We start from the raw sequence: 23,158 nt of genomic DNA, 5'->3' as shown, positions 1-23,158 counted from the left end.
TTTGACAACCAAAAGGCCAATTTGATCGGGCGCATTTCATCGGCATCCGCTTTGCTGGCGCGTTTTGACATCATTGCAAAGAATATGGAAACGCCCAAGAAGACGAAATCATCAGCAGTATCCGGCGTTGCGTTGGCAATTGTTTTTTACGTGGTGTTGACATTTATTTGGTCAGAGCTTGCACAGCCGATCTGGTTGATCGTTGGACTAGCCGCGCTTTTTATCGTGCTGGCACTCGGCGCCAGCACGATATGGGATCGTTTTTTTGACCTGACGCGCGATGTCCTTTCCTTTGATATTCAGTTGCCGCTGGGTATCGGCCCCGAAATGGAAGAGACCCCGATCATCGGACGCAGAACAAGCTACAAGGCGGCGAGATCCGGGCTCGAAAGCAAAATCATATCGTCGATGTCCGGTATAATGGACACACTGGCGAAAGGCACAATGCTGGGGACAGCGGCTAGCAAAGGTATTCCGCCAGCGCCCGCAGGTTTGAAAGACGAGGATGGCAAGCCCATCAAACCTTATGCAAAAGATGTCGCAAACTTGATCAGCACACACCCAACTCTCGACGGTGCGGAGGTTGCATTGCAGTTTGTCGTCTCGCAGCGAGCCAACCCCAGATTTCAGGGTGAATCGCTTAACTTTGCGTTTCGTGACGACGTCTATAGTTTCATATTCGACGCAGCAGGCTCCATTCGTTTGCGAGGCGATCCGGTGCCCTACGTAGAATTCACACCCCGAAGAATCTTGGCTGGACTTGGGCCACTGGCGTATCGGCGCCAGGCATCGGTGGACAGATGGCGTCGCGATAACATCCATGTCGACTTTGAAAACCAAGCAACATACTGGATGCCGCCAGAGGTGCGGATAGCCGCCGCCCCGACCGCAGAGCCCGCAAAGGCAATTGCCCCTTCAATAGGTCCCGGGTGGCGTCAATAAAGTTCCCAGCCGTCATCATTGGGAAGCTCACCGATGGCCGTCCACGAGACGCGTATGCGCGCGACCTGCGTATCTGCCCAGGTCCGGAACACGATATCGAAACCATTGGTCGTAACACTTTCGGCCTGCACATCGGCCCGGATATTCGTGTTGTTCGAAATGTCCCACATGGAGATCGAAACCTGCACATGAGGCGGGCTTAGGAATGGTTGCGAGAATTGAACAGCCTCGCTTGCCTGCCGTGGCCCAGTCCCCCGCCACATCTCGCCGTCATGTTCGAAATCCGAGAATAGCCCCACATCCCCATGATCAATACCAATCGTACCACTGTTTAATCTACGCATCGCCGCTGACGGCCTCTTGAATAACTTCGAGATAAGCTCTCGCCCCTGAATTTATACGACGCCAAGAGTAATAAAACCCCTTCTGGCACGATCAGATGGTCGTTGGAACTGTGCCTTGTCGCAATGCCGGACTGTGTGTCGACCAACTGGCCCAATACGGGTTTGCAGTCTCGGCTGCCTGATGTCGTATTCAATTGGCGACTGCGTGGCATTGCGCGGCCCGTTGGGCCGATAAGCACTAGTTGGACAGGCTCGCGAGAGAGGTTCCCACATTGAACAGTGTCAATGCTGGGCCCAGCGCGCTTTCGGTGGCGTAGACAAGATCATTTGCCTGAATCTCGAACTGGCCTGCAGAAAAAAGGCCGTCCGCAGACGTCAGATCCAGCACAAAAACCACGCGGTCCCGGGGTGGGCCACTGCCGTCACTGCGTAGATCGGCGGCGCGGTATTGCCGCAGGATCAGAATACCCTCCGGATTTGCGCGCCCCGGATTTACTCCGCCAATGATCGACAGGGCATCAAGCGCCGAAATGCTGTTTTGGGGGAATGTGTGCTGTGCCTGCGTCCCGGCAGCGCCAAGAGACAGGAAATACCGGTCTTCGGGTTCGACAATGATCCGGTCACCGCCACGCACAGTCGTATCCAAAGATGGGGTCTTGAGCAGCCGCTCATAAGCGATGCCATAGAGCTGATCACCCCGGGCCAGGCGGATCTGCGGATTGACCAGGTCTGGCGGGATCCCCCCCGCAGCCGACAGCAGATCAAGCAGCTTGGTGTTGCGATATTCCAGCGGATAAATCCCGGGCGCGGCCACCCCTGTCACCACATTCGCCGTGTTCACGCGACCAGGGGCTACAACCAGCTGCACCTGCGCGGACGGGATTGTTTGGGTCAATTGCTCTTCGATCCGGGCGCGGGCGGTTTCAGGCGACATGCCCGTGACGCGAAGATCGCCGATATATGGCACAAAAATACGACCCGCAGCGCTAACTTCGATCTCTTGAAGTGGTGTTGCGCGCTGGCCGGTGCCTGCCAGCAAGGAATTTTCTTCCGCGTCCCAGATTGTCAGCTGCAGCTTGTCACCCGGTGCGATGATCAGCGAGGTCGCTGCCTGTCGATCCGTCACCCATGGATAGGATTTCTGCGTGCGGTCGGGCCAGGATTGCAACGCCGGCAGCGTTGCGCGTGTCACCTCGTAGACCGCAAAATCATAGACCGGTTCGGCGCCATCCTCGGCCGGGCCTACAGCAGATGCGGCCAATACTTCGGATTGAAACCCGGCACCGCGCGGCAGGCCACAACTGGCCAGGCCAAGGCAAAGTGAAGCACAAATGACGGTGCGGAAAAGCGGCAGCATGATTCCCCCTTGATCGTCCGCGAACCCTAGCAGGTCCCAATCAGTGACAACAACCTGTTTCCATTGACATAAGATGAACGGATCAATCCGGGCCGATACCGCCGCGCACGCCACCCGTCTGACCACGGTCCAGCAAAAGATGATCCAATATCACGCAGGCCATCATCGCCTCGCCCACCGGCACCGCCCGGATACCTACACAAGGATCATGGCGACCCTTGGTGATCACCTCTGTCGGGCTGCCATCCATCCGGATGGATTTGCGAGGGCTGAGGATGGATGAAGTGGGCTTGACCGCAAAGCGCACAACAACGTCCTGACCGGTACTGATCCCGCCCAAAATGCCACCGGCATGATTGGAACTGTATTCTGGGCCGCCCTGCCCCATGAAAATTTCATCGGCATTGTCGCGCCCGGTCAGCGCCGCGGCAGCCATCCCTTCGCCAATCTCCACGCCTTTCACCGCGTTGATCGACATCATCGCAGCGGCCAGATCGGTATCAAGCTTGGCATAGATCGGCGCGCCGATCCCTGCAGGAACACCGCGGGCCACGACCTCGATAATCGCCCCGACCGAGTTGTGGTCATCCTTGCGCAGCCAGCCCAGATAGTCGTTCCATTCCGCGGCTGCGTCTGCATCAGGACAAAAGAAATCGTTCTTGTCGATCTGCGACCAATCCATCTTGGTCCGGTCGATCTGCTTGGTTCCCATCTGGGTCATATAGCCGATAATCTGAACATTCGGCGCGATTGTCTTGATCGCCTCACGGGCCACACCACCCGCTGCGACACGCGCAGCCGTTTCGCGGGCCGAGGACCGACCACCACCGCGATAATCGCGCAAACCGTATTTCTGATGATAGGTAATATCCGCATGGCCGGGGCGGAATGTGTTGGCGATATCCCCATAATCCTTTGACCGCTGATCGGTATTGCGGATCATCAACTGGATGGGGGTGCCGGTGGTCTGCCCCTCGAACACGCCGGACAGGATTTCGACCGCATCAGGTTCGTTTCGCTGGGTTGTGTTCTTGTTCAAACCCGGCCTGCGTTTATCCATCCATTGCTGGATCATTTCAGGCGCCAGCGGCACACCGGGGGGGCAGCCGTCAACCGTCGCGCCCAGCGCAGGGCCATGGCTTTCACCCCAGGTGGTAAAGCGAAAAAGATGGCCAAAACTGTTGATCGACATGGGCGCGGCTCCTGACTGGAAGATCAGATAACCAGCGCCCAGCCGAAAGCCAAGCTATTCCCGTAAACGCGATCGCTTATCAGCGGCAGATGTTGTGATGAAGGTGACAGTCCGGTCCACGATGATCACCAGCAATGCGGTGGCCCAGATCGGGATTTCATAACGTGTGACCATGCCAAAGACGAAATAGACGAGCCACACAAAAAGCAGCTCAAGACATAAGATAATTACTGGCGTTCTCCCAAGGGCGCCTCCTTTCTGATGATTTTTGGATGTAAATACTTGTTACATCATCCGCGCTGGAAATGCCAGTTCTATCTTGTGATCCAGGCACTTTTCTCATAGCTGTTGCAGTACCTCGGGGGGCCAGAAATGGCTGAGATGCTTTGAAAAGCGGACCCGTTGAACCTGAACCGGTTAAGACCGGCGGAGGGAAGGTCAGCCATTTTCGCTTACCCCCCAATCCGCTCGTCGCATTTGGAGGATAAGATGACCAAAGCCACCTATCTGCCAGCTGCTGCGGGACTTGCCCTTTGTGCCACAGGCGCATTGGCCGAGACCCCGGTGCTGCAAGTCTACACATATGACAGTTTCACCACGGAATGGGGGCCCGGTCCGGCCGTTGAAGCCGCGTTTGAGGAAACCTGCGCGTGCGATCTGCAGTTTGTGAATGCGGGCGACGGCGCCGCGCTTCTGGCGCGCTTGCAGCTGGAAGGCCCCCGCACAGAGGCTGACATCGTCCTGGGATTGGACACAAACCTAACGGCCGCGGCCCGCGAAACCGGGCTGTTTGCGCCACATGGGGTCACTGCTGACCTGGACCTGCCCATTGGCTGGGAAGATCCGGATTTTCTGCCATTTGACTGGGGATACTTTGCGTTTGTCGGCAACGCAGGTGCCGCCGCGCCCGCGAATATGCCCGAACTTGCAGCCAGCGACGCCAAGATCGTGATTCAGGACCCACGATCATCCACCCCCGGGCTGGGCCTGCTGATGTGGGTCAAGGCGGCCTATGGCGACGAAGCCCCGTCCATCTGGGCCGATCTGGCCGACAATATCGTGACCGTGACACCGGGCTGGTCCGAAGCCTATGGGCTGTTTCTTGATGGCGAGGCGGATGCGGTGCTGTCCTACACCACTTCGCCCGCCTACCACCTGATTGCCGAAGAGGACGCAAGCAAGGTCGCATGGGCCTTTGATGAAGGCCACTACATGCAGGTCGAAGTGGCCGGCAAAGTAGCCGGCACCGATCAGCCCGCCCTGGCGGATGCGTTTCTGGCCTTCATGGTATCCGACACATTCCAGAGCGTGATCCCAACCACAAACTGGATGTATCCGGCAGCCACGCCCGAGGCCGGCCTGCCCGAAGGTTTCGAGACACTCATCACACCGGAAAAATCGCTGTTGATGACCGCCGACGAAGCCGCCGCGGCCCGCGATACAGCGCTGGATGAATGGCGCACCGCGCTCTCGCAATAGCGCCACGCTGGCCCGGCATCCTCGCCGGGCTCGTGGTTGTCGCCCTGACGCTGGGGACATTGGCCGCTGTAGCACTCCGCGCAGAGTGGGATAGCGGCCTGTCAACGGCGGATTGGGCCGCGATCCGTTTCACGGTCTTGCAGGCGTTGGTATCCGCGGCGCTTAGCACGCTACTGGCGGTCCCCGTCGCGCGCGCGCTCGCGCGCCGCCGCTTTGCCGGGCGGGACCTGCTGGTGACCCTGCTGGGGGCGCCATTTCTGCTTCCGGTTATTGTCGCCGTATTGGGTTTGCTGGCGATCTTCGGACGGGGTGGCGTGCTGAATGCGGGGCTTGCCTGGCTGGGGCTGCCCCCCTTTTCGATTTACGGCTTTCACGGCGTCGTTCTGGCGCATGTCTTTTTCAACCTGCCGCTGGCCACCCGGTTGTTGCTGCAAGGATGGTTGGCCATCCCGGCAGAGCGTTACCGGCTTGCCGCCACGCTGAACGCCCCCGTGGGCAGGTTTCTGGAATGGCCGATGCTGCGCGCCATCGGACCGGGTGTGTTTCTGGTCATTTTTCTGATCTGTCTGACAAGTTTTGCCGTGGCCCTGACCCTGGGCGGTGGCCCGCGGGCAACAACAGTCGAGTTGGCCATTTACCAGGCACTGCGTTTTGACTTTGATTTGGGTCGGGCCGCCCTTTTGGCCGGTGTTCAATTCGGCCTCTGCGCAACCGGTGCCCTGATTGCCTGGAAATTCAGCGCGCAGGCGATGTTAAGCGGTGGTCTGGATCGGACCATCCAACGATGGGACAAGGGGTCGCCCGTCCGGGATGGGCTTGCTATCGCAGCGGCGGCTGCGTTTCTGTTGCTGCCACTTGTCATGATCATATTGCGCGGACTACCGGGCATCGCGGACCTGCCGCCCGGCATTTGGCAGGCCGCGATCCGTTCGGTCAGCGTGGCGCTGACATCGGCCCTTTTATGCATCGTCATGGCCGTTTCACTGGGCCTTTGGCGCAGCGGGTGGGTTACGGCCATAGGCTTTCTGCCGCTTGCCGCCTCTGGTCTGGTTATCGGCACAGGCGCGTTTCTGGTGGTTTTTCCTTTCGTGAACCCTGCCAGACTGGCCCTTGTCGTCACGGCACTGGTCAATGCGACCCTTGCCCTGCCCTTTGTCCTACGGTCCATCGCGCCTGCGATTGAAGAGGTGCATACCAATTTTTCCCGGCTTGGTGCCACGCTGGGTTTCGGGCCATTGGCATGGCTGCGTTTGGTGGTCCTGCCCCGCATCGCGCAACCATTGGGTTTTGGCGCCGGTTTGGCCGCCGCGTTGTCGATGGGGGATCTGGGTGTCATCGCCCTCTTTGCAGGTGACGCGCAGGAGACACTGCCGCTTGCGATGTATCGTCTGATGGGCGCATACCGGATGGAGGCGGCGGCCTCGGCCGCGTTGCTGCTGCTGGGTCTGAGCTTTACCGTGTTTGCTGTCTTTGATTGGGTGGGGCGCCGACATGCTGCAGTGTGAAAATCTTGTTTTGCGCCAAGATGCCTTCAGTCTGACGGCTGATCTGACATTTGCCGGACGCGCATTGACCGCCCTGATCGGCCCATCTGGCGCCGGCAAGTCAACCTTGCTGAATGCAATTGCGGGATTTTTGGTACCGGCATCCGGTCGTGTCCTGCTGGATGACAAGGACCTGACACATCTGCCCCCCGGTGATCGCCCGATCAGCATTCTGTTTCAGGATAACAACCTGTTTCCACATCTGACCGTTGCTCAGAATGTGGGGCTGGCCGTGCGCCCCCGCCTGCGCCTGTCGGCCCCCGAACTTGCCCGGATCGACGACGTGCTGTCCCAGGTCGGTTTGCACGGCTTGGCCGACCGACGGCCGGCTGAATTGTCCGGGGGGCAGCAAAGCCGCGCGGCATTGGCCCGTGTCCTGTTGGCAGATCGACCCGTCGTGTTGCTGGACGAGCCATTTGCGGCACTGGGCCCGGGTTTGAAGGATGAAATGCTGGATCTTGTGCAGACCATACTGGTCAGCCAGGAGCGCCGCGTGATCATGGTCACCCATGACCCCGCAGATGCGCTGCGTATCGCCGATGAAACAGTGTTGCTTGCAGATGGCGCGGCTGCCGCGCCGACCGCAACTGGACCTCTCTTCGCCGCGCCCCCGCCAGCCCTGGCCGCCTATCTGGGCAAGATGGGTTAAAACCCATCCTACGACGTCAAAAAGGCCCGCCAATCTGGCGAGCCTTTGTGATTTTCGACATGACGTTGTCTGTCAGTGCTTTTTCTTATGTGGCGCCCACAACCGTTTGTTGGTCAGATACAGCAGAACCGACAGCACGGTCAGGAAGATCACACCCGTCAGCCCGGCCTGCTTGCGCGCAACCAGCTTGGGTTCGGCCGTCCACATCAGGAACGCAGAGACGTCTTCGGCCACATGTTCCAGATCTGTCGAGTGCCCATCTGCATATTCGACGTCATCACCATAGAGCGGCGGTGCCATCGAAATCCAGCTGCCCGGCACCTTGTGCTTGCCGTTCTCGTCCTTGCAGTTCTCGTGGAAACCACCTGCCGCAAAGGCGACATTGTAGTAGCCATCCATCGGTTCCCCTTCCAGGGCGCATTCGGGTTCATCCGCGTATCCGGTCAGCAGCGACGCGATATACTCGGCCCCACCCATGCCTTTGACGAACTGGTTAATCCCGGTGCCGTAGGGCCCGTGGAAACCAGCGCGGGCCTTGGCCATCAGGCTAAGGTCGGGCGCATTGGACAAGGACGAGGCTGGAAAATGATCAGCCGGGGTCGCGGGGCGGAAATCGCCCTCGCCGTCAAACAGGGTTTCGTCGAATACCTCGTAGAATTCGGCATAGGCGCGCACCTGATCTTCCGGCAGGCCGGGCCCACCCTCATCATGCAGGGTGCGGAACGCGATCAGTTCCAGCCCGTGGCAGGCCGAACAGATCTCGGTATAGACTTGCAGGCCGCGCTGCAGCTGCATCTGGTCAAAGCTGCCAAATGGCCCTTCGAACGAGAAGGCGTAATCCTCGATATGTGTTTCAACTTCGGCTGCCATGGCCTGCCCTGTTGTCAGGGCAAGGGCCGTTGCAGCAGTCATGGTGAGTTTGCGGAACATCTTGTCTTTGTCCTTTCTCACTCGGCCGGTTTCACAAGGGTCGAAGACCCTGCATCATCCGGCGCATAGTGCGCATTGAAATCATCTTCGATCGTCGCTGGCGGTGTTGTCGGCTTCTCGATCACACCCAAAAGCGGCAGGATCACGAGGAAGTAGGCAAACCAGTAGGTCGACCCAAGCAAGGCGATATAAGGATAAATCCCCTCGGCCGGGCGCGCGCCAACCCACATCAGAATGATGAAGTCGACAACCAGCAGCCAGAACCACCACTTGAACATCGGGCGATACCGGCCAGAGCGGACTGTTGATGTATCCAGCCACGGGGCCAGTGCCATGACAACAATCGCACCAAACATCGCGATCACCCCAAAGAACTTGGCGTCGATGATCCCGAAGCTGACCCAGTTAACGAAGATAACCAGCCAAACCTCTTGGTCGAAGGCGCGCAGGATAGCGTAGAACGGCAGGAAATACCATTCAGGCACAATATGGGATGGGGTGACCAGCGCATTCGCCGGCACGTAGTTGTCCGGGTGGCCAAGGTAGTTCGGCATGAACCCGACAACCGCCATGAACAGCGCCATGATGATGGCCAAGGCAAACAGGTCCTTGATCACAAAATAGGGCCAGAACGGGAGGGTATCCTTGGCGGCATCTTCCTTGCTTGTGCGTCGCACCTCGACACCGGTTGGATTGTTGTTCCCCGTCGTGTGGAACGCCCAGATATGCACGGCCACAAGGCCTGCAATCACAAACGGCAGCAGATAGTGCAGCGAGAAGAACCGGTTCAGCGCAGGCTGATCAATCGCACCGTTGGGCGTACCCAACAGCCAGACCTGCACGCTTTCGCCAATGAATGGAATGGCGCCGAACAGGCCGGTGATCACCGCGGTCCCGTGGAAGGACATCTGCCCCCAAGGCAGCACGTAACCCATAAAGGCCGTCCCCATCATCAACACGTAGATCAGCATCCCGATGATCCAGGTCACCTCGCGCGGGGCCTTGTATGAGCCATAGTAGAGGCCGCGGAAGATATGCAGATAGACCGCAAAGAAGAACAGCGAGGCGCCGTTCATGTGGAAATAGCGGATCATATGGCCGCCATTTACGTTCCGCATGATGTGTTCAACCGACTGGAACGCCATGTCGACATGCGGGACATAGTGCATCACCAGAACAATGCCGGTGACAATCTGCAGGACCAGCGTAAAGGTCAGCACGATCCCCCAAATCCACATCCAGTTCAGGTTCTTGGGCGTGGGGATCATCAATGTATCATAAAGCAACCCAACAATGGGCAGCCGCGAGTGAAGCCACTTTTCGCCCTTTGAGTTTGGTTCGTAATGGTCGTGGGGGATACCAGCCATGGCTCTCTCTCCTTAACCGAGTTGAATTGTTGTTTCGTCCACAAAGGACGCGAGGGGTACCGGCAGGTTCCGCGGCGCGGGCCCTTTGCGAATGCGGCCAGCGGTGTCGTAGTGCGAGCCGTGGCAGGGGCAGAACCAGCCGCCAAAATCACCCGCACCGTCACCCAGCGGCACACAGCCCAGATGGGTGCAGACACCCATCTGCACCAACCAGACGCCATCTTCGGTCAATGCGCGATTCTCATCGGTTGCAGGAACCGCACCGAGGTTTTCGTTAAACGCATCCGGATCGGGCAGATCAGCAACCTCGACCGCACGTGCCTCGGCGATTTCTTCCTCGGTCCGGGCGCGGATAAATACGGGCTTACCCTGCCACAGAACGGTGATCTGCGTGCCCGGATCAACCGCCCCAACGTCAACCCTGATTGACGCCAGCGCCAAAACATCGGCAGACGGGTTCATCTGGTTCACCAATGGCCATACGGCGGCACCCGTCGCAACGGCGCCCGCACCTGCGGTGGCATAATAAAGGAAGTCGCGGCGTGTGCCGTGGTCGTCATCAGTATGTGACACGGGGTACATCTCCGATATTTTGGGCCTTTTGCCCACACAAAAGTCAGGACAATGACATCAGTCTGTCCAATCGAGCGCTGTTTAGCCATCAAATTCGGATCAGTCCAGCGGACAATAGGGCGCAGTCCCGTGTCATCTTACATGCATCTACATCAACGCCCTCATATCACCGCAAAAGTTGCCTGATTCTAAAGATGTGCAAGACAGGTGCGCACAACCATGGGTTTCGGCCCCTGTTTGGCGGATCAATGCGTATCAGCGGCCCGAAAACAGCAAATACTTGATCATATTGTGACAGTGCAGACACATCACCTGCCTGTGGTTAGGGATCACTTAATGTTTTCTTGTCACTCCTTATGGCGCTGCATAGGACTTGATTTACCAACTCAACCGTCGGGACATCGGTGATGACACGTGCGCTTGCGCTCTCTTTTCTGGTCTTTGGCCTGCCTGCCGCTGCGACAGCAGAGGTGGAATTGAGCTTTTATGGCGGCCTGCAATCCGCCCAACCGTCAGACGTTTCGATTCGCAACGATGACGAAATCGCTGATGACGATCTGTCCATTGACTGGGAAGGGCGTTCAACAACGGCGCCGCCTTACTACGGGTTGCGCGCCACCAAGTGGCAGTCGCCGACTTTTGGATACGGGCTCGATTTTGCGCATAACAAGGTCTATCCGAAAGATGATGAACTGCCAGCTGGTTACGATGTGCTGGAATTCACCGACGGCCTGAATACCCTGACCGTCAATGCCTACCGGCGCTGGAACGCAGCGTTTGGCGAGGTGTCACCCTATGTGGGCGGCGGCGTTGGGCTGTCAGTTCCGCATGTTGAGGTGACAAATGGCGATTCCGAAACGTTTGGCTACCAGCTGACCGGTCCGGCCGCTACATGGATCGCGGGCGCGAGTGTTCCGATCAATGATCAATGGTCCGTTTTTGGCGAGTATAAAGGGACATATTCCGCCAACACCGCTGACCTGGATACAGGCGGGACCTTGGAAACCGACATTGTCACAAATGCCGTGAACCTCGGGGTCAGCTTCAACTTCTGATCAGCTGACGGCTGTATCCAACATGCTTTGACGCTGTGCAAAGGCCGCGTGCCAAGCGGCCAATGTGTCATTGCCTGCGCGCCACCCGCGGGCATCATGGCGCAAATCAAGATATGACAAGGCACAGGCAACACCGATCTGGCCAATATTCAGCGGGCCGGACAAGTGGCTCATCCATCGCGTGCTGATCGCCCGGGTGGCCCGGTCGACCTTGGCCCATTGTGCATCCAGCCAGGCGGGCGATTGCGCCGCCGCCTCGCGATACCGCATCTCGTAGGTCATCCCGACGGCGGCCTCCATGATCGCATCAGCGGTTGCCTCAAGCGTCAGGATTTCCCAAAGACGCCCCTCGGGATAGAGATTGGCCTGCGCATGTGTATTCAGAAATCGGTTAATGACCCGGCTATCGTAGATGGCAGGGCCGTCATCGCGAATAAGCACCGGTATCTTTGCCAAGGGATTCGCAGCCGACACATCGGGGTCAGAGGCGAGGGGCGTCGTCGTGACGGCAACTTCCTCAATGGTGTCGATCAAGCCCGTTTCACGCAGAACAACGCGCACCTTGCGTACAAACGGCGACGGTGGTGACATCAACAATTTCATTTCAGGCACTCCGTGTGGGCTAAGGTGGAAAATTGACCGGGTCCTGCCCCGGCTGCCATGGCTGATATTTTGCCATGATTGCCAGAAAATCGGCCGAGGCAAGCAATCCATCCAGCCACGCGGTCAGCGACAGCAAACCCTGCGCGTCAAACCAAGCCCGATCCGTGTTTGCAAATTGGCGGACAAATGGGAAAATCGCCATATCAGGCAGGCGGATGTCAGGCCCCATCAGAAAGCGATGTTCCGTCAGACGCGCATTCAGATCGCGCAGGAAGACCATCGCCTTTTCACGCTCTTCCGCCGGATCACGATCAGGAAAGCGGACCGCGTATTTGGTGTGATCAAGGGCAGCCTTAAACGGGCCATCGCATTGGTCGATCAAAGCGTGGCCGTCTTGAGGGACGTCCAACCAATGGGCCGGGTCGTTCTGCGAAAGCGCCCAGATCATGATGTCGCGGCTTTCCTCGATAACGCCCGTGTTCGCCTGAATGACGGGAACCGTTCCTTTGGGCGAGGCATCCAGAAAGGCCGTTGGTTTGTCCCGCAACACAATCTCGCGCAGAACGACCGGCACACCGCTTGCGCGGATCGCAAGCCTGGCCCGCATGGCATAGGGGCACCGGCGAAAGGACCACAGGATCGGCCTTTCTGACATCGCTAGGCGGTCAGCTGATCACCGGCGACACCGGTAATCAGTGCGTTGACGATCTGGCTTTCCGGCTGATCGGCAGAAAAAGTCACCTCTGCAAATTGCGCTGTGCGTCCCATGCGGGCGTTTTCCATCAGGACCTGATGCGTTTTGCCCGGCTGCGCGGCCAGATGGGCGGCCACGCGGGCGCGCCCGGCGGCACGCAACCTTGCGGCCCGGTCCTTGATCGCCTTGCCGTCAACCTGCGGCATCCGCGCGGCCGGGGTGCCCGGTCTGGGGGAATAGGGAAACACATGCAGCCAGGTCAGATCGCACGCCTCTACCAGGTCGAGCGACTGCGCGAACATCGCATCCGTCTCTGTCGGAAATCCGGCGATGATATCAGCGCCAAAGGTCATATCGGGCCGAACAGCCTTGGCATCCTCGCAAAAACGAATGGCATCATCCCGCAGATGGCGGCGCTTCATCCGTTTCAGGATGAGGTCATCACCATGCTGGAGCGACAAGTGCAGATGAGGCATCAGCCGGGTTTCCGTCGCAATCGCGGCCATCAGGCTTTCATCAACCTCGATGCTGTCGATCGAGCTGATACGCAGGCGCGGCAAGTCCGGCACCAACCGCAGGATGCGCATCACCAGATCGCCCAACTTGGGTTGTGCTGGCAGATCAGCACCCCAACTGGTCAAATCCACACCGGTCAGGACAACTTCATTATAACCCCGGTCCACAAGGCGCTTGATCTGATCCACAACAACACCGGCCGGCACCGACCGCGAATTGCCGCGACCATAGGGTATGATGCAAAAGGTACAGCGGTGATCACACCCGTTCTGCACCTGAACATAGGCCCGGCTTCTTGTGCCAAAGCCATCAATAAGGTGACCGGCCGTTTCAGAAACAGACATGATATCATCAACCTGAACAGGCTCCGTCTGCCCAATCAGGTCCGGGGCCAATTGCGCCCAAGTGGCCGGGTTCATCTTTTCGGTGTTCCCCAGCACAACATCAACCTCGTCCATCTGGCCGAACACCTCAGGCGTGGTTTGTGCCGCACACCCGGTGACAATGATCGTCGCGCCCGGATTTTCTCGGCCGAGTTTGCGTATATCCTGCCTCGCCTTGCGCACGGCCTCTGACGTCACGGCGCATGTATTTACGATCACTGCATTCTCGACACCCGATGCAGCGGCGAGCTCTTTCATCGCTTCGGTCTCGTAGGCGTTCAACCTGCAACCGTGATTTGAAAAAATCGGGGTTTTCATTGGTGATCAGCCCCGCCACACACCGTCGAACACATGAGCCGTGGGCCCCGTCATCCAGACGCCATCTTCGGCCCACTGTACCGACAACGTGCCGCCATCAAGCATGATCTGCACATCCCGCCCCGTCAGGCCACGCCGGGCCGCGGCAACCGCCGTCGCACAAGATGAGGATCCCGATGCCAAGGTGACACCCGCCCCCCTTTCCCAAACGCGCATGCGCAACCGGTTCGGCCCGATCAAGCTCGCAAACTGAACATTCGTGCGCGCCGGGAACAGCGGATGTCGTTCCATTTCGGCCCCACGGGCGGCCAGATCAACAGCGTCCGCATCCGGCACGAAGAATGTGCAATGTGGGTTGCCCATGCCCGTTGCGACCGGTTCGCCTGCGATTGGCAGTTGAAGCGTATCCATCGCCTCAGCCAAGGGTATGTCGGCCCAATCAAGCTGCGGCTGCCCCATATTTACTGATGTCTGGCCTCCGCCAGCATCTTTGGCCTGAAGAAGCCCCCGCGCGGTCTCGATCACAACGCTGGTCTTGCCGGTCTCATCCATCAAGTGACGCGCGATGCAGCGGGTTGCGTTACCACAAGCGCCCGAGATAGACCCGTCGCTATTCCAGAACGTCAGTCGAATATCCGCATTCTCGGTCTCTGACATCACCGCCAGCTGATCAAACCCGACGCCACGGTGGCGATCCGCAATGCGTGTGGCGATGGCCGCATCGACGCGAGGCGGCGCGCCCCTTTCGTCAACCACGACAAAGTCATTGCCAAGCCCATGCATCTTCATAAAGGGCAACGTATTCGAAACCTGCGAGTCCATGAGCGGCATATAGACAATGGGTTTCAACTTATCCAGCCATCACGTCTTTTGGGGGTTGACCCTGCTTGGCCGGCTTTCTAAGACACGCGTCACGTGGGCCGTTAGCTCAGTTGGTAGAGCAACTGACTTTTAATCAGTAGGTCGATGGTTCGAACCCATCACGGCTCACCATTCTTCTAAATTGTCGAACGACAGTTAGTTGTGAACTTTCGACACAGTTTTCGAACTTTTCGACACTTAGTTTTGAACTTTGCCAAGCTTCGGCGGCAAGTTGGGTCTTGCAGAGCCTTCTAGCTATCAAGCGCGTTTTGGAACCATCAGTCCAAAGGCAGCGCAGTCGCAGTGATCTGCCGCCCGAAGCTCCCTCATTTATGACGAGAGTTTGCTGGGTGTTGCTGTGCTACCGAAAGTGTCCCCGCTTGGGGTTAGGTTTTCCGCCCTTTGATCACACAGACGGGCTGGATGCGCCTGGCAATTTCATGAGCGCAGCTGGGACGTTGTTCCCGATTGCGCTGTGCGGTCTTTCTTCGTTGTAGTCTCTACGCCAAGCCTCCAACTTTTTGGCCGTATCTTAAAGGCCCATGAACCAATGAGCGTTCAGGCATTCGGATCGGAGTTTGCTGTTGAACGCTTCGATGTAGGCATTGTCGGTCGGCTTTCCCGGCCTTGAGACGTCCAGTGTGACGTTCCGTTGGTAAGCCCAAAAATCCATGTCACGAGAGACAAATTCGCTGCCATTATCGACCCTAATTGTCTTGGGATAGCCGGTCTTGCGGCAGATACGATCCAAAGTCGCAACGACGTCTTCGCCCTTATAGCTAAACCGTGCGTCTAGCGCTGGCACGTAGCGAGAGAACGTGTCGACGACTGTCAGGATGCGTATCTTGCGCCCTGTGGCCAGTTGGTCGCGCACGAAGTCCACCGCCCAAACATCATTTGGATTCACCGCCTCTTTGCGATCTTCGCGAAGCTTCGCCTTTACACGCCGCTTGGGTGTCTTGTTGCGCAGCTGCATGCCCAATTCCTTGTAAACACGATAGGTTTTCTTTGCGTTGATCTCCCAACCCTCCCGACGCAGAAGCACATGGACGCGCCGATAGCCAAACCGCACGCATGTCTCACAAATCTCCTTTATCCGCTATTCTAACGCGGCCTCGTCGCGTCGCACCGCTGCCCGGTAGGCGATTGCAACGCAATCTGCCGAGAGGGGAAACTTGTACCGATATGTCCGCGGACCGCACCGGATGAGACCGTCGCCAATGGTTGCTCGGACCAGTGGCGCAACCATTGGCAACCCCTCCGGATCGATACTCGCCAATCAGCCGTGATCTCGTCGACCAGCGTTCTCTTGCGAGCAGGGTCGTCATTGTTGCGCCATTGGTCCAAGCGACAATGGCGACGAGCTTTCGCTTGATGACATCCTGAAGCATTTCTTTGTCCAGAGCCAGATCCGCGACGATCTTCTTCAGCCGTCTGTTCTCGTCTTCCAGCTCACGCAGCTTCTTCATGTCCGTCGGCAACATACCGGCGTACTTCTTGTTCCAATTGAAGTACGTCGCTTGGCTGATCCCAGCCTTCCGACAAATCTCAGCAAATGGCGTGCCTTCGTCGCCTTGCTTGATGATGAACGCCTTCTGCGCTTCCGTGAATTTGGATGCTTTCATCGTCATCCGCTCCTCTCCCAGCCAAGGGAAATCTAGCGGAAAACTCTAGCCAGAAACGAGGACGTTTTCAGGGATCACAGCAGACCCTTCGCTGCAAAGCACACGGATTTACGCAATGCGGGACATTTCTGTCAACGCACCAATGTCTGCATATGATTGGTTTCGGTCATACCGCTCTGAGGAACCTGTGAAGACCAATGAGCCCCACGACGATGAGAGGTAGCGCGGTCGCAAAAATTGCTGTTGCGGCTATATGCGGCGGCGTCTCTCCTAGACCTGCTACATTAGCAGCTAGCCCCATAAACGCAGCTCCGACCGCGTAGCCGATCCGTTGTGTTGTTGGCAAAGCACCCGCGACCAATGCGCTTTCGTCATCTGATAGACCTTTTGTAGCGAGGCGAGGGATGAACGTCCAAGCCATCCCAAACCCAACGCCCTGCAAAAGTGCAGAGAAAGCAATCATCCAAACCGGTCCGAAGCCAATAGTCATGCACAATCCGGTGACACCGACTGTCACAATACCAAGGCCCGTGGTGATCAGTTTTACATCCCGCGCCTCGGGTCCACCAGCAACCAGTGAGGCCGTGATAGCCCATGCCACGGCTTCTATTGCGATGACATATCCGGCCTCTAGCGGGGTTACGCCGTGCAAAGTGACAAGGAAATAGGGAGCATAGGCACCAATCGCGATCGTCGCGGCGGCAAAAAAAGCCACCGTAACGATTATCGCAGACGGACGATCCCGCGGCAGTGGATCAAAGACCGGCAAGAGTCTGTCGGTCGATTGGCGGGAGTCTTGCCACAGGAACAGCGCGATCAAACAGAAACCTGCGACCAGGAGGGCAGACGTCTTGGGCAACTGCACATCTTCACCCGCGAAGGCGATGGCCATGATCCCGGCGACCAAAAGGAGCAGCCGCGTAACCGGCAGGTGGGTGTTTTGCGGCAATTTGGATGTGTTTCGTGGTGCGATGCGCAACATCATCAGTGACAGGCCAAGCGCTATAGCGCCGAAAGTCCAGAACGCCGTTTGCCAATTTCCAAATTGGACAAAGAGGCCACCAATCAAAGGACCAAGAAAGGCGGAACCTGCCCATGTCGTTGAGACAAGTGCCATAGCGCGTGCCCCTAGCTTGCGTTCAAACAACAACGTCACTGCAACAAACGACATCGCTATGAGCCCGCCACCTCCGAAACCTTGAAACAATCGTGCCCAAAGCATGACAGGCATCAATATGGCGAGTGCACTTAGGCTGCAGCCAAAGGCAAACAACAGCGCTGCACCCGCCATTGGCAGACGCAGGCCAAAGCGGATGAGGAGGAAACCGCTGATCACACGAACGATGATCGACCCAACTTCATAGAGCATCACGACCCACGACATCAGGTGCAGGCCGCCGATATCGGCGACAATCACAGGCAGCATCGTGGCGACCAGCAAACCGTCCGCCGCATGCAACAAGACCGCGCAGCACACCATGATCAGGGCTGGCGCATAATGCCTGTTGAGCAGATCGCTCCACCGGGTTGGTGAGGTGTCGTCAGCTGCTGGCATCATAGAAAATCGGTGCGCCCATCCGACAAAACATCGAGCGCCTTTCGTGACACTTTGCGCCCCGCACGAATTTCAGCGTCGTAGGCCGCCTCTGCTGCACGGATGGTGTCCAGCGTCGCAAGAACAGTATCAATTTCTCCCAACGGCACGACGACAACGCCGTCACGGTCCGCCACAATCATATCACCACTGCTAACACATTGGCCGCCGATCTGAATCGGCAGGCCAACGGTTCCGGGGCCGGAGGTAGAGGGCGAGGCTGGGCTCAATCCGGTACACCAGACAGGAAGGCCAACATCTACGATACCTGACAGGTCTCGCATCGGGCCATCGGTGACAAGCGCGGCACCGCCACCATTTTTCAACATCGCCATGACCAAATCACCCGCAGCGGCATTTCCCTGATGCCCGCACACGGTGGCAACCACGATATCGCCTTTTTGCACGTCATTGAGTGCCGCCAAGGTTGCCAGAAGATCACCGGGGCTGTTATGCGCCGTCACCGCTGGACCAGCGGCGTGAAACGGAAGGTTGCCCTCCAAAAGCGGTTTGATCGCAGGTGCCAGCACACCCCGCCCAGCCAGCGCATCAGCGACAAAGCCGGTGGGTATCGCCTGAAACGCTGCAATTTGTGCGTCGCTTGGACGGGGTAAATCTCTTTTTACGGTCAGGGGTTTGGGTTGTTGGATCATCATGCGCCTCACTGTTCGAAGGCTGATATATCACCCAATGCCGTTTATCCCGAATGATGGTTCATCATGGCTGCATGAGTTCTATTCACACCGCGCTTCCGCGACTGTCGAAGTCAATTCAGCCAGCAGCCAATTCTCAAGATCGCGGCATAGATCGTGATGGAGGGTCTGCGTGTTTATAGACACAATAAGTGGTGGCGCATCCGGCAAACGTCCGTGCGACGCTGCGATAAGCCGTCCAGCGCGGATGTCGTCATCGGCAATCGTTCTGCGAAGTAATGCCACGCCACGTCCGTGGACAGCCGCCTGCAAGGCCAGTTCGACGCTACCGTGCGCCTCAATGTCCCCGGCTGATCTTATATCTTTGCCTTGCGTTGCTCCCCAGCTTGACCATTTCGCACCGTACAGCTCTTCTAAGTTGGGCTTGCCAAGTTGGATTGCGGTCTCGGATATTATCTGCGCGGGCGATAGCTTGTTTTCGCCAGATGTCAGAATCTCAGGGCTGTAGACGAAGGTGCAGTAGTCCGCGTCGAAGTGACTTTCTTCAAACCCGTCAACGGCCTCAAAACCGATGACAATGTCAGCATCTTTCGGTTCACCACTGGAGCGCAGTTCTACCCGGAGTGGGAGGCACCGGCCTTCAAGTCTGTCCAGTCTCGGCAGGAGCCATTTGTTGGCCAACACCGGGTCACAATGGATCAACAGAGCACCTTTGAGGATATCGCTGCGCAACCCTTCAAGGCCAATATCCAGATCTTGTAGCAGACGAGACGTAAGTCTCGCAAACTCTTGACCTTTCGCAGTCAGTTCCAGCGTGTTTCCCGTGCGATTGAACAGGGCAAACCCCAGGCGTCTGGAAAGTTCCTTCATCTGGTGGCTAACCGCACTTTGGGTAACGCATAACTCATCGGCTGCATAAGTGAAGTTCATCAAACGAGAAGCGGCTTCAAAACAGCGCAGATACCCAATCACATCCTTCATTGTACTATTCCACCAACATCCTTCATTCCTTTCAAGCTAACCGGAAACATGGAAAACTAAAGGGGATTGATGGCCAGAGATGGGCAACTGAGACCAGACATTCGCTGCACCGCCATGTCCGTCGTCAGGGTTTTTGGTGCCAATGGCATCCTGAACTAGGCGAGAGTTTGGCTCATGTTGTTGGTTTGATTATGCGGCGTGTTTGCGGTGATGCAAGCGGCGCGCTTCAAGTGTTTTCTGTTTGATCCTTTCGCGTTGTTTGAGGATGGCTTTGTCGCGACCGAAGTAGACGTCGGCGGGCGTGACGTTGTTGATGCTCTCGTGGAAGCGCTGGTGATTGTAGTGATCGACAAAGGCCGTGATCTGCGCTTCGAGATCGCCGGGCAGGAAGTAGTTTTCCAGCAGGATGCGGTTCTTGAGGGTCTGATGCCAGCGTTCCACTGCCCGGCAGTCGTTTCGCAGAAACGATGAGAGGGATCTTGCCCTGGGTTTGCAGATGGTATGGCGCACCGCGCGAGTGCTTCATGCCCTTGTCGTGCAACCACTCGGCCAGGTCGCTCGAGACGTAGCTTGATCCATTATCGCTGAGCGGGCGTGGCTTGTGGACAACATGAACCTGGTCACATCCCGAAGCCCGCAACGCCAGGTCCAAAGTGTCCGTCACATCTTCGGCCCGCATATTGGTGCAGAGTTTCCAGGCGATGATATACCGGCTGTAATCATCAAGGACGGTGCTGAGATAGAACCAGCCCCAGCCGATCACCTTGAGATAGGTAAAGTCGGTCTGCCAAAGCTGGTTGATGGCCGTTGTCTTGTGTTGGAGCTCATCAGCGGCTTTCAGAACGATGAAGGCCGGGCTAGTGATCAGGTCATGTGCCTTGAGCGTGCGATAGACCGTAGATTCCGACACAAAATAGCGTTCCTGATCGCTGAACGTCACCGCCAGTTCGCGTGGTGACAGCTCTGTTTCCTTCAGCGCAAGATCCACAACCTTGCGCTTCACGTCGGTGGGCACCCGGTTCCAGACGTGATTGGGCTTGGGAGATTGATCCGCCAGCCCAGCCTCACCGCGCTGCAGATATCGGTCATACCAACGGTAGAACATGGTGCGAGGGATACCAAGCTTAGCCAGTGTCCGACGTGCCAACAGATGGCTTTCTTCCACCAGCCGGTTCGCCATTGTGCTTGAACCAATGGCGCATCAATGGCTCACTCTCCAGCTCCTCTGATGCGGCATACCTGATGCGTGGTCGTCCCCATCCCCGAGCATGCTTTTTTTGAGAAGACGCAGTTCAAGTGTCTGTTCAGCGACCACCTCTTTGAGATCCTTGGCTTCACGGCGCAGTTCCTTGACCTCTTGGGTGTTCGCAGCCCGTGCTGCGTCCCCGGCCAAGCGCTTCTTCCAGGCCTCCATGAAGTCTTTCGACCACTTATAATAAAGGCCTTGGGAGATGCCCTCGCCCCTGTCATCGAAACTGCGTTTCGACTGCCGGGCAGGGGGAACGGCACAACTCTGCGATGCTGTCCTCACCACGCAATCCATCCAGCACGATGCGGATCTTCTCTTCGCTGGAATACTGCTTGCGCGTGGCGGGCTTGATGTCTCTGACGATCTTCTCGCCAGCGCTCTTCGTTGTCTTTCTCATCTTCCACTCCTTGATGGTTACGATGAGCAACAAACTCTCTCTTAGCAAAAAGCCCTATGTAGACCCATAAGCGCTGACGTCAGACGGCCGTCAACATTCCAAGCAATCGGGATAGAGCCTCAAACCCAAGCTGAAATAGGCTAACGACCGCGAATATCGCCACGACCACCATCAAGGACGCTTCACGTTCAAAGGGGACTATGCGACCTATGATGACTTGAAAAATAAACGGTTCGACCAACCCGATCAGGCGCAAACAAATTGCTAAAAAAACAAGTTCAATATAAAGCGGTGTAAACTTCCAAAACGCTTTACCAAACCACGACAGTGGTATTTCATTGGCGTTTTCGTTTTGCGTTGCGCTCATTTTCGGGCGCCAGCAATCAAACGACAGGTCACATAAGACAAATACATTACTGAGAGGTTCCGGATGGGCCAAGCGGGTTTGCAAGACTGCAGTTTGGATCGACGATGTCGTTCCATTCTTGATCGCTGGTGATTTCGTTTGTCTTGTTTTGTATGCTTTCAAAAGCACTCATAACCACTTCGTTGACGTCACTTTCATAAACCACCCCGGCGGCTGAAATCCGTTCAAACGCAGCCAAGGCGAAAACATCCTCGCGGCATAGTCTTTCGGGTGTTTGATCAAGAAATATGGCCAGATCTTCCGGCGTGTAGCTTTCCCAATCCGGATCAGGGCGAGAGACGGGCTCGTGCAGGATCGAGGTTGGAGCAAATTCGACCGGTCTGTCGGGCCCGAAAGTGAGCATCTGGAATGTTTCCTGCAGAACGACCGCGTTGACAAAGCGGGTAGCCACCGAAGAGTTTGGCGTTTGGGAGGATAGTGTATTGATAACGACAACTGTTTTCGGCTGGTCGTCGTCAAGATAACCGAACCCATATCCCAGCGGGTTAATCGTGTTGCGGCGGTTGCCCTCTTCCAAGTCAACACCAAGGCTGCGTAGCATCGCCTCAACGCCAGCACCGGCAGGATCATCCAAAGGCAGAAAAGTGAAATTAGTATTGGCCGGGCAATCATCGGAACGCGGCGAAATCTGTAACACGCCTACTAGGGAAAACTGAGTAGACAGAAATGACCAAAACCGCTGGATCCGTTCGGCCACATAGATCTGCGCTGGCGTTGTTGCAATGATGCAGGCATGCGGAGCTGTCGATCGACTTCCGACGACAAGCGTGTCGTCTGCGCCCACCGTTTGGCCATAAGCTGCAACAAACGCTTCATATTCCGGCACTGAGCGTGAAGCCGAGTTCTGCGTGAAGCCCCAGATGCCTAACGCGACAGCAACTACACCCGCCAAAAGTAACTTTTGGCGGGTGCGGAAAGCTGTGTGGATGCCCTTAGTTGGCAAAGGGATCATTGCTATGGTGGCAGCTTGTGCAATTCGACCGCACAGTGACTGACGGCTTACCATTTGTTATACTCACACTCGTCCCCTGCTGAATGTTTGAGTTTATGTGTTGTGCGACATCATTGCGCCGCTGTCTGTCGGCATCCGCCTGTGCTTGACGACCTGCCGTATTCGCATTGTAGTCCATCGTCCGCTGACGAAGCGACGCAGGTGCAACGCCACCGCTGCTCCGGCCGCCACCACCGCCGCCGCCGCCGCCACCACCGCCGCCAAAGCTGATGGAACTGTTCAAGTCATCGAAGGAATTTGCAGTAATACTTTTCATTCCTATATTTCCCTTTTTTTGTGTGGTCACAGTACTAAGTAAACCACTGTTGGTAGTTGCCCGATTATCTAAATCAGGCTTCTCAAACGGGTGGAGGGTTGATTCAGAACCCTTCACCCAATTTTGTTTCATCCGAAGCCGGACCAAACAAAATACG

The 23,158-nt window shown here is 57.0% G+C and carries 21 protein-coding genes, 1 tRNA gene, 2 pseudogenes and 1 riboswitch; of the genes and pseudogenes, 6 read left to right on the top strand and 18 right to left on the bottom strand.

What is annotated here, in order from left to right; translation table 11 throughout:
* Positions 1 to 21: 21 nt before the first annotated feature.
* Complete coding sequence (locus AABB31_RS15895; RefSeq protein WP_342077219.1) at positions 22 to 942, top strand: hypothetical protein; 921 nt, start codon at positions 22 to 24, stop codon at positions 940 to 942.
* Here the strand turns inward: AABB31_RS15895 and AABB31_RS15890 are convergent.
* From AABB31_RS15890 to aroC, 3 genes are all read right to left on the bottom strand, one after another.
* On the bottom strand, positions 936 to 1,286 hold the full coding sequence (locus tag AABB31_RS15890) for an H-type lectin domain-containing protein (protein ID WP_342077220.1): 351 nt from the start codon (positions 1,284 to 1,286) through the stop codon (positions 936 to 938). The genes AABB31_RS15895 and AABB31_RS15890 overlap by 7 nt on opposite strands.
* Before the next feature lie 238 nt (positions 1,287 to 1,524).
* Positions 1,525 to 2,643 (bottom strand): polysaccharide biosynthesis/export family protein, encoded by a 1,119-nt coding sequence (locus AABB31_RS15885; protein ID WP_373634982.1) that lies wholly within the window; start codon positions 2,641 to 2,643, stop codon positions 1,525 to 1,527.
* Between the two features lie 82 nt (positions 2,644 to 2,725).
* Positions 2,726 to 3,835, bottom strand: a complete 1,110-nt coding sequence (gene aroC / locus AABB31_RS15880) for a chorismate synthase (protein WP_373634981.1) — start codon at positions 3,833 to 3,835, stop codon at positions 2,726 to 2,728.
* 349 nt (positions 3,836 to 4,184) lie between these two features.
* A riboswitch (TPP riboswitch) is annotated at positions 4,185 to 4,287 on the top strand.
* Between the two features lie 37 nt (positions 4,288 to 4,324).
* Here aroC and thiB point away from each other — a divergent pair.
* From thiB to AABB31_RS15865, 3 genes are read left to right on the top strand one after another with little or no spacing between them, the layout of a single operon-like run.
* On the top strand, positions 4,325 to 5,314 hold the full coding sequence (gene thiB / locus AABB31_RS15875) for a thiamine ABC transporter substrate binding subunit (protein ID WP_342077223.1): 990 nt from the start codon (positions 4,325 to 4,327) through the stop codon (positions 5,312 to 5,314).
* On the top strand, positions 5,290 to 6,819 hold the full coding sequence (locus AABB31_RS15870) for a thiamine/thiamine pyrophosphate ABC transporter permease ThiP (protein WP_373634980.1): 1,530 nt from the start codon (positions 5,290 to 5,292) through the stop codon (positions 6,817 to 6,819). Before thiB ends, AABB31_RS15870 begins: the two co-directional genes overlap by 25 nt.
* Positions 6,806 to 7,507: an ATP-binding cassette domain-containing protein gene (locus tag AABB31_RS15865; RefSeq protein WP_342077224.1), complete on the top strand. Its 702-nt coding sequence runs from the start codon at positions 6,806 to 6,808 to the stop codon at positions 7,505 to 7,507. The genes AABB31_RS15870 and AABB31_RS15865 overlap by 14 nt, the downstream gene beginning before the upstream one ends.
* Before the next feature lie 72 nt (positions 7,508 to 7,579).
* On the opposite strand, the gene AABB31_RS15860 is transcribed toward AABB31_RS15865, so the two are convergent.
* The 3 genes from AABB31_RS15860 to petA are packed head-to-tail and all read right to left on the bottom strand — an operon-like array spanning position 7,580 to position 10,377.
* Positions 7,580 to 8,437 carry a cytochrome c1 gene (locus AABB31_RS15860; protein WP_342077225.1) on the bottom strand — a complete coding sequence of 286 codons (858 nt, stop codon included), beginning with the start codon at positions 8,435 to 8,437 and terminating at the stop codon, positions 7,580 to 7,582.
* 17 nt (positions 8,438 to 8,454) lie between these two features.
* Positions 8,455 to 9,804, bottom strand: a complete 1,350-nt coding sequence (locus AABB31_RS15855) for a cytochrome b N-terminal domain-containing protein (protein ID WP_342077226.1) — start codon at positions 9,802 to 9,804, stop codon at positions 8,455 to 8,457.
* 12 nt (positions 9,805 to 9,816) lie between these two features.
* Entirely contained in the window at positions 9,817 to 10,377 is a 561-nt protein-coding gene (gene petA / locus AABB31_RS15850) for a ubiquinol-cytochrome c reductase iron-sulfur subunit (RefSeq protein WP_342077227.1), read from the bottom strand.
* A 407-nt stretch (positions 10,378 to 10,784) separates the two neighbouring features.
* Between petA and AABB31_RS15845 the strand changes: the two genes are divergently transcribed.
* Positions 10,785 to 11,432 (top strand): outer membrane protein, encoded by a 648-nt coding sequence (locus AABB31_RS15845; protein ID WP_373634978.1) that lies wholly within the window; start codon positions 10,785 to 10,787, stop codon positions 11,430 to 11,432.
* On the opposite strand, the gene AABB31_RS15840 is transcribed toward AABB31_RS15845, so the two are convergent.
* From AABB31_RS15840 to dapF, 4 genes are read right to left on the bottom strand one after another with little or no spacing between them, the layout of a single operon-like run.
* Positions 11,433 to 12,035, bottom strand: coding sequence for a glutathione S-transferase (locus AABB31_RS15840; protein ID WP_342077229.1), 603 nt, complete (start codon positions 12,033 to 12,035; stop codon positions 11,433 to 11,435). It abuts the gene before it with no gap.
* A gap of 19 nt (positions 12,036 to 12,054) precedes the next feature.
* On the bottom strand, positions 12,055 to 12,690 hold the full coding sequence (locus tag AABB31_RS15835; protein WP_342077230.1) for a glutathione S-transferase: 636 nt from the start codon (positions 12,688 to 12,690) through the stop codon (positions 12,055 to 12,057).
* A gap of 2 nt (positions 12,691 to 12,692) precedes the next feature.
* Positions 12,693 to 13,946 carry a tRNA (N(6)-L-threonylcarbamoyladenosine(37)-C(2))-methylthiotransferase MtaB gene (mtaB, locus tag AABB31_RS15830; RefSeq protein WP_342077231.1) on the bottom strand — a complete coding sequence of 418 codons (1,254 nt, stop codon included), beginning with the start codon at positions 13,944 to 13,946 and terminating at the stop codon, positions 12,693 to 12,695.
* Positions 13,947 to 13,952: 6 nt separating this feature from the next.
* The gene (dapF, locus tag AABB31_RS15825) at positions 13,953 to 14,768 is read right to left on the bottom strand and encodes a diaminopimelate epimerase (protein WP_373634977.1); all 816 of its coding nucleotides are present in this window, start codon (positions 14,766 to 14,768) and stop codon (positions 13,953 to 13,955) included.
* Between the two features lie 95 nt (positions 14,769 to 14,863).
* On the opposite strand from dapF, the gene AABB31_RS15820 reads away from it, so the two are divergent.
* Positions 14,864 to 14,939, top strand: a tRNA-Lys gene (locus AABB31_RS15820).
* A 274-nt stretch (positions 14,940 to 15,213) separates the two neighbouring features.
* Here AABB31_RS15820 and AABB31_RS15815 read toward each other — a convergent pair.
* The 8 genes and pseudogenes from AABB31_RS15815 to AABB31_RS15780 all read right to left on the bottom strand — a co-directional run bounded on the left by AABB31_RS15815 (position 15,214) and on the right by AABB31_RS15780 (position 23,133).
* Positions 15,214 to 16,432 (bottom strand): annotated as a pseudogene (locus tag AABB31_RS15815) (IS3 family transposase).
* A gap of 166 nt (positions 16,433 to 16,598) precedes the next feature.
* Positions 16,599 to 17,990: an MFS transporter gene (locus AABB31_RS15810; RefSeq protein ID WP_342077232.1), complete on the bottom strand. Its 1,392-nt coding sequence runs from the start codon at positions 17,988 to 17,990 to the stop codon at positions 16,599 to 16,601.
* Entirely contained in the window at positions 17,987 to 18,682 is a 696-nt protein-coding gene (locus tag AABB31_RS15805; protein WP_342077233.1) for an RraA family protein, read from the bottom strand. The genes AABB31_RS15810 and AABB31_RS15805 overlap by 4 nt, the downstream gene beginning before the upstream one ends.
* A gap of 78 nt (positions 18,683 to 18,760) precedes the next feature.
* A complete protein-coding gene (locus tag AABB31_RS15800) occupies positions 18,761 to 19,660 on the bottom strand; it encodes a LysR family transcriptional regulator (RefSeq protein WP_342077234.1) in 900 nt (299 codons plus the stop codon).
* Positions 19,661 to 19,849: 189 nt separating this feature from the next.
* Positions 19,850 to 21,306, bottom strand: a pseudogene (locus AABB31_RS15795) (IS3 family transposase).
* Between the two features lie 79 nt (positions 21,307 to 21,385).
* A complete protein-coding gene (locus tag AABB31_RS15790; protein ID WP_342077235.1) occupies positions 21,386 to 21,673 on the bottom strand; it encodes a hypothetical protein in 288 nt (95 codons plus the stop codon).
* Positions 21,674 to 21,719: 46 nt separating this feature from the next.
* Positions 21,720 to 22,685, bottom strand: coding sequence for a hypothetical protein (locus tag AABB31_RS15785; RefSeq protein ID WP_342077236.1), 966 nt, complete (start codon positions 22,683 to 22,685; stop codon positions 21,720 to 21,722).
* Positions 22,666 to 23,133 carry a hypothetical protein gene (locus AABB31_RS15780; RefSeq protein WP_342077237.1) on the bottom strand — a complete coding sequence of 156 codons (468 nt, stop codon included), beginning with the start codon at positions 23,131 to 23,133 and terminating at the stop codon, positions 22,666 to 22,668. The genes AABB31_RS15785 and AABB31_RS15780 overlap by 20 nt, the downstream gene beginning before the upstream one ends.
* Between the last annotated feature and the right edge of the window lie 25 nt (positions 23,134 to 23,158).

The organism is Yoonia sp. SS1-5, assembly GCF_038443705.2.
GTDB classification, from domain to species: domain Bacteria; phylum Pseudomonadota; class Alphaproteobacteria; order Rhodobacterales; family Rhodobacteraceae; genus Yoonia; species Yoonia rhodophyticola.
Note: the sequence above shows the minus strand (reverse complement) of the source record. Positions and strands in the feature narration are given on the sequence as shown.

What these genes read in the sequence shown, in the direction of transcription:
- AABB31_RS15890 (WP_342077220.1), bottom strand. Translation starts at nt 1,286, where the DNA reads ATGCGTAGATTAAACAGTGGTACGATTGGTATTGATCATGGGGATGTG.
- AABB31_RS15885 (WP_373634982.1), bottom strand. Translation starts at nt 2,643, where the DNA reads ATGCTGCCGCTTTTCCGCACCGTCATTTGTGCTTCACTTTGCCTTGGC.
- aroC (WP_373634981.1), bottom strand. Translation starts at nt 3,835, where the DNA reads ATGTCGATCAACAGTTTTGGCCATCTTTTTCGCTTTACCACCTGGGGT.
- thiB (WP_342077223.1), top strand. Translation starts at nt 4,325, where the DNA reads ATGACCAAAGCCACCTATCTGCCAGCTGCTGCGGGACTTGCCCTTTGT.
- AABB31_RS15870 (WP_373634980.1), top strand. Translation starts at nt 5,290, where the DNA reads ATGGCGCACCGCGCTCTCGCAATAGCGCCACGCTGGCCCGGCATCCTC.
- AABB31_RS15865 (WP_342077224.1), top strand. Translation starts at nt 6,806, where the DNA reads ATGCTGCAGTGTGAAAATCTTGTTTTGCGCCAAGATGCCTTCAGTCTG.
- AABB31_RS15860 (WP_342077225.1), bottom strand. Translation starts at nt 8,437, where the DNA reads ATGTTCCGCAAACTCACCATGACTGCTGCAACGGCCCTTGCCCTGACA.
- AABB31_RS15855 (WP_342077226.1), bottom strand. Translation starts at nt 9,804, where the DNA reads ATGGCTGGTATCCCCCACGACCATTACGAACCAAACTCAAAGGGCGAA.
- AABB31_RS15845 (WP_373634978.1), top strand. Translation starts at nt 10,785, where the DNA reads ATGACACGTGCGCTTGCGCTCTCTTTTCTGGTCTTTGGCCTGCCTGCC.
- AABB31_RS15840 (WP_342077229.1), bottom strand. Translation starts at nt 12,035, where the DNA reads ATGAAATTGTTGATGTCACCACCGTCGCCGTTTGTACGCAAGGTGCGC.
- AABB31_RS15835 (WP_342077230.1), bottom strand. Translation starts at nt 12,690, where the DNA reads ATGTCAGAAAGGCCGATCCTGTGGTCCTTTCGCCGGTGCCCCTATGCC.
- mtaB (WP_342077231.1), bottom strand. Translation starts at nt 13,946, where the DNA reads ATGAAAACCCCGATTTTTTCAAATCACGGTTGCAGGTTGAACGCCTAC.
- dapF (WP_373634977.1), bottom strand. Translation starts at nt 14,768, where the DNA reads ATGGACTCGCAGGTTTCGAATACGTTGCCCTTTATGAAGATGCATGGG.
- AABB31_RS15810 (WP_342077232.1), bottom strand. Translation starts at nt 17,990, where the DNA reads ATGATGCCAGCAGCTGACGACACCTCACCAACCCGGTGGAGCGATCTG.
- AABB31_RS15805 (WP_342077233.1), bottom strand. Translation starts at nt 18,682, where the DNA reads ATGATGATCCAACAACCCAAACCCCTGACCGTAAAAAGAGATTTACCC.
- AABB31_RS15800 (WP_342077234.1), bottom strand. Translation starts at nt 19,660, where the DNA reads ATGAAGGATGTGATTGGGTATCTGCGCTGTTTTGAAGCCGCTTCTCGT.
- AABB31_RS15790 (WP_342077235.1), bottom strand. Translation starts at nt 21,673, where the DNA reads ATGAGCGCAACGCAAAACGAAAACGCCAATGAAATACCACTGTCGTGG.
- AABB31_RS15785 (WP_342077236.1), bottom strand. Translation starts at nt 22,685, where the DNA reads ATGATCCCTTTGCCAACTAAGGGCATCCACACAGCTTTCCGCACCCGC.
- AABB31_RS15780 (WP_342077237.1), bottom strand. Translation starts at nt 23,133, where the DNA reads ATGAAACAAAATTGGGTGAAGGGTTCTGAATCAACCCTCCACCCGTTT.